The following is a 4,796-nucleotide window of genomic DNA, read 5'->3' as shown; positions in this document are numbered from 1 at the left end:
GCGCGACAATGCTGCCGTATCGCGGGCGCTTGCCGATCTGCGGACGGCGGCGGAAACCGGCACGAATGTCATGGAACCCTCGATCGCAGCGGCAAGGGCCGGCGCCACGACCGGCGAATGGGCCGAGGTCATGCGCGGGGTCTTCGGCCAGTTCCGCGGCCCGACCGGCGTGTCGCGCGCCGTTTCGAACAAGACCGAGGGGCTCGGCGAAATTCGCGCTGCGGTCGATTCCGTTTCCGACCGGCTGGGCCGCCGCCTGAAGTTCCTTGTCGGAAAGCCGGGGCTCGACGGCCATTCCAACGGCGCCGAGCAGATCGCGTTCCGTGCCCGCGACTGCGGGATGGAAATAGACTACGAGGGCATCCGCCTGACCCCCGAAGAGATCGTTCAGGCGGTAAAGCGGGAAACCCCGCATGTGCTCGGCCTGTCCATACTTTCGGGAAGCCACCTGCCGCTGGTTTTCGAAACGATAACCAATCTCGAAAATGCGGGATTTGGCGGCCTTCCGGTGATTGTCGGCGGAATCATACCCGAAGACGATGCGGCACGGCTGATGGAAATGGGTGTTTCCCGGGTATACACGCCAAAGGATTTCGAGATGAATCGCATCATGATGGATATTGTCGAACTGGCGAATCCGGATAAACACGCCGCCGAATAGGCTCGTTTCCGCAAATATCGCCACGCATTGGCGAATCCGAATTGATTTCACCTCCCAAATGTGGCTTTGGTCGGATTCCAACCGCTACGGAGTGTTAAATGGATTACAAACTCGACAAGCTTTCGCGCGCCCAGCTTGAACAGCTTCGCGCCGACGTGGATACAGCCCTTGTCTCGCTTGCCGAACGGGAACGCCGCGCCGCGCTCGAGGCTGCCGAACAGGCAGCGCTCGCGCATGGATACAAATTATCCGAACTGACGCTGGAAATTCAGCAGGGTGGCCGCGTTCGGGGGCGGAAGAATCCGCCCAAATACCGCAATCCAGCAGACCCGAAGCAGACCTGGACCGGACGTGGCCGCAAGCCGCAATGGGTAAAGGATGCGGAAGCCGCAGGAACCGATATATCGGAACTTGCGATTTAAGTATATTCCAGAATCATCAATCGGGCGAATCGCGCATTCGGTCCGGTTTTCCGGAGGACTCATGACCGTCCATATCGGCGCAAAGCCTGGCGAAATCGCAAAAACAGTCCTGATGCCAGGAGATCCCTTTCGCGCCAGATGGGCGGCCAGGGCCTTTCTCGAAAATCCCGTCTGCGTGAACGAGGTTCGGGGGATGCTCGGCTTTACCGGAACCTGGCGCGGCAACAGGGTCACGATCCAGGGGTCCGGCATGGGAATGCCGTCTCTTTCCATCTACGCAAACGAGCTTATTCGCGACTATGGTGCAGAGACCCTGATTCGTATCGGCTCGGCCGGTGCAATGCAGGAAAAAGTCGCCATTCGCGATATCGTTCTCGCAATGACATCGTCAACGTTCTCAACCCCATCCAGCGGAATATTCCGCGAAATGAAATATGCGCCCTGCGCCGACTGGAAACTCCTCTCGTCCGCCGCGACCGCTGCCAGCGACAGGGGTATCCGGACACATGTCGGCGGCATCTATTCGTCGGACGTGTTTTACGACGAGCGCCCCGACCTGGTGGAGCAACTGACGCGCCACGGCGTGCTTGCCGTCGAAATGGAGGCGGCCGAGCTTTATACCGTGGCCGCCCGATACGGCAGCCGCGCGCTGGCGGTGCTGACCGTCAGCGACCATCTGCTTACCGGCGAGGCGCTGCCGAGCGACCAGCGCGAGACCAGCTTTGCCGATATGGTCGAAATCGCGCTCGAGGCCGCGTTCGCCTGACCCCGCAAACGAAAGGCGCATGCGCGCTTGCCCATCCCGCCCCCGGCGCGCTAAGCGCGGCGCATGGCCAAGCTCTACTTTCACTACGCGACGATGAACGCGGGGAAATCGACCGTCCTTCTCTAGGCATCGTACAATTATCGCGAACGCGGGATGAACACCTTCCTTCTCACCGCCGGAATCGACACCCGCGCCGGCACCGGGCGGATCGGCTCGCGCATCGGCATTTCCGAGCCGGCCGAGGTCTTTTCGGAGCGGGACGATCTCTTCGCGCGGATTTCCGAACGCCTCGACAGCGACGGTATCGCCTGCGTCTTTGTCGACGAGGCGCAGTTTCTCAGCGAAGCACAGGTCTGGCAGCTTGCGCGGGCGGTCGACGATCTTGCGGTTCCGGTCATGTGTTATGGCCTTCGGGTCGATTTCCGGGGCCGGCTGTTCCCGGGATCCGCCGCGCTGCTCGCCCTGGCGGACGAGATGCGCGAGGTCCGCACGATCTGCCATTGCGGCCGGAAGGCGACGATGGTCGCCCGTATGGGCCCCGACGGCAGGGCGCTGCTGGAGGGGGCGCAGGTGCAAATCGGCGGCAATGAAACCTATGTATCGCTGTGCCGGCGTCACTGGCGCGAAGCCGTCGGAGACCGCCCCTTCACTGTGCCAGCAGCCGCAACCCCTGAGTGACATCGGCGCGGACCGCCAGCCGCAGCGAAGGCTCGTCTCCGGCGCGGAGCGCCGCGAGGATCAGCTTGTGATGATAGGGGGATTCGGTGCGCCTGAGCCGGTCGTAGAGCATGCCCATCGTCGGCCCCAGTTGCAGCCATACGGTCTCGGCAAGCGCCAGCATCGCCGGCGCCTGGGCGCGCAGGTAAAGCGTCCGGTGAAATTCCAGATTGGTGCGGATATATGCCGGGGCATCCTTTCGTTCGACCGCGTCGGATATGGTCTGGTTGATGGTGTTCAGCCGGTCGATCAACGCCAGATAGGCGCGCGGCAGCGCCCGCGCGGCAAGCTCGGGCTCCAGCAGCGCCCTGAGCGTCGCCAGTTCCTCGATCCGGTCGTTGGAAAGCTCGGGGGTCGAAACCCGCCCCGAGGTTGAAAGCGTCAGCGCGCCCTCGGCCACAAGGCGCCGCAGGGCCTCGCGCGCGGGCGTCATCGAAACCCCGAATTCGCTGCCGATCCCGCGCAGAGTCATCGCCGTTCCGGGCGGGATTTCGCCATGCATGATGCGCAACCGCATGGTGCGGTAAAGCCTGTCGTGCGCGGCGGGCACATGCGCCGGATTGTGACCGGACTCGGAAGGGCGCGGATTGATCAGCATGGACGCAGGGGACCACGCGCGGGCCGGCGGCGTCAATCGCCGAAACGGTAGCTGTGAAGCACCTCGCCATGCCGGCGGAGCCACGCGCGATGCACGCGATACTCCGGCCAGAGCCGTTCGACCGTCGCCCAGAATCGCGGGCCGTGGTTCATTTCCGCCAGATGCGCCACCTCGTGCGCGACGACGTAGTCGAGCACTGCAGGCGGGGCGAGGATCAGCCGCCACGAGAACATCAGCGCCCCCCGGGCGCTGCACGATCCCCAGCGCGAGCGCGTGTCGCGCAGGGTGATCCCGCTGAATGGCCTGCCGAGCGTGCGGCTGAAACCGGCGGCGGCTCCGGCGATCCTGTCGCGCGCATGGGCGCGCAGGACGGTCCTGGCGGCGGCCGGAACGGCATCGGCGGCGATCTCGAGACAGCCCTGCCCGAGCAGCAGGCGGTTTTTCGCGCCACGCTTCAGCGTGACCGTCACCCCGTCGACCGGCAGCGACGACCCGATGCCAACCGGCACCGGCGCAGCCTGCTCGGCCAGCTTGCGGCGAATCCACTCCGCCTTTTGCGTCGCGAATGCGATTCCCTTCCGGCGCGAGGCATGACGCGGCATCGTCAGCGTCACCCGCCCGTCAAGCCGGGACACGCGCAGGGAATAGCGCCGTGCCGCCGCCGAGGTGCGCAGCACCAGCGTTATCGGCGGATCTCCATCCAGAACGACCGTCTCCATGGCCCTGTCTCCCGGCACCGCAATCTCCACGTTGACAGGAGGCCGCGCGTGTGGCATCGGGCGTCCCTCAGTTCCGCCCTCAGTTGAAGGACCACCGGATGCCCAAGGAAGAATGGGGAGTCAAGCGCGTCTGCCCGACCACCGGAAAGCGCTTCTACGATCTGGGTCGCAACCCTGTCATCAGCCCCTATACCGGGGATGTGGTGCATCTCGATACCGGTGCCAAGTCGCGCGTGCTGATCAAGGAAGAAAAGAGCAAGGTTACCGACGACGATGACGATGACGTGCTGATCGACGACGACGACGATCTCGACGACGACACGGCCGATGTCGATCTGGGCGATGACGTGCTCGACGACGACGCCGATGAAGACGACGTGTCGCTCGACGATATCGCCGACGTCGGCAATGACGACGACGATTCCTGAGGAACGGCCGGCAAGGCGCGATTTTTCGCTTGAACTCGCGCCTGCGCGCCAATAGACAGCGCGCTACCGGGGCCATAGCTCAGTTGGGAGAGCGCTTGCATGGCATGCAAGAGGTCAGGGGTTCGACTCCCCTTGGCTCCACCAAATCCTCTCTATGTTTCTGCTTGATTTCAGCCACTTAGAGAGGTGTGCCGCCAAGGGTGGCAGCGTCAACCCACGATTTGACCTATGGAATTTTGGGGCCTGCAACAGCCCGAAAGCTCCGTAGACGCTCACGAAGACGTGACCGCATGTCGCACCCTGCAAGCTCCTTTTGGCCGGTTCGCTACGATGATGTGGCGAACCGGCTATGGTGCAGATCATTGGCGTTGTTGCAGAACTCAGCCTTTGAGCGAGTTTCCCCCTTTCCCCGTTGAGTTCATGCGACACGCTTGATCTCGGCGGTGCCGAGTGCGTTGAAGCGGTTGATGAGGGCAATGCGGATG

At 63.4% G+C, this 4,796-nt stretch carries 6 protein-coding genes, 1 tRNA gene and 1 pseudogene; 6 read left to right on the top strand and 2 right to left on the bottom strand.

Going from position 1 to position 4,796, the window contains the following annotated elements; translation table 11 throughout:
• The 4 genes and pseudogenes from ACK5IR_RS16110 to ACK5IR_RS16095 form a co-directional block, all read left to right on the top strand.
• Positions 1–661: methylmalonyl-CoA mutase family protein (locus tag ACK5IR_RS16110; RefSeq protein ID WP_416930285.1), on the top strand; the 661-nt coding region annotated here is incomplete at its 5' end.
• A gap of 98 nt (positions 662–759) precedes the next feature.
• Positions 760–1,083 (top strand): H-NS family nucleoid-associated regulatory protein, encoded by a 324-nt coding sequence (locus ACK5IR_RS16105; protein ID WP_416930283.1) that lies wholly within the window; start codon positions 760–762, stop codon positions 1,081–1,083.
• A gap of 61 nt (positions 1,084–1,144) precedes the next feature.
• Positions 1,145–1,849 (top strand): purine-nucleoside phosphorylase, encoded by a 705-nt coding sequence (gene deoD, locus ACK5IR_RS16100; RefSeq protein ID WP_416930281.1) that lies wholly within the window; start codon positions 1,145–1,147, stop codon positions 1,847–1,849.
• Between the two features lie 63 nt (positions 1,850–1,912).
• Positions 1,913–2,527, top strand: a pseudogene (locus ACK5IR_RS16095) (thymidine kinase).
• Here ACK5IR_RS16095 and ACK5IR_RS16090 read toward each other — a convergent pair.
• A complete protein-coding gene (locus tag ACK5IR_RS16090) occupies positions 2,496–3,164 on the bottom strand; it encodes a GntR family transcriptional regulator (protein ID WP_416930279.1) in 669 nt (222 codons plus the stop codon). The pseudogene ACK5IR_RS16095 and the gene ACK5IR_RS16090 overlap by 32 nt on opposite strands.
• A gap of 32 nt (positions 3,165–3,196) precedes the next feature.
• Positions 3,197–3,883 carry a M48 family metallopeptidase gene (locus tag ACK5IR_RS16085; protein ID WP_416930277.1) on the bottom strand — a complete coding sequence of 229 codons (687 nt, stop codon included), beginning with the start codon at positions 3,881–3,883 and terminating at the stop codon, positions 3,197–3,199.
• Positions 3,884–3,981: 98 nt separating this feature from the next.
• On the opposite strand from ACK5IR_RS16085, the gene ACK5IR_RS16080 reads away from it, so the two are divergent.
• Together ACK5IR_RS16080 and ACK5IR_RS16075 are read left to right on the top strand one after the other, a co-directional pair.
• The gene (locus ACK5IR_RS16080) at positions 3,982–4,311 is read left to right on the top strand and encodes an FYDLN acid domain-containing protein (RefSeq protein WP_416930275.1); all 330 of its coding nucleotides are present in this window, start codon (positions 3,982–3,984) and stop codon (positions 4,309–4,311) included.
• Positions 4,312–4,379: 68 nt separating this feature from the next.
• Positions 4,380–4,455 (top strand) — tRNA-Ala (locus ACK5IR_RS16075).
• Positions 4,456–4,796: the final 341 nt, after the last annotated feature.

The sequence above is a fragment of the Tropicimonas sp. genome (genome assembly GCF_047971885.1).
Classification (GTDB): domain Bacteria; phylum Pseudomonadota; class Alphaproteobacteria; order Rhodobacterales; family Rhodobacteraceae; genus Tropicimonas.
The sequence above is the reverse complement of the archived record's forward strand: the minus strand, read 5'-3'. Positions and strand labels throughout refer to the sequence as shown.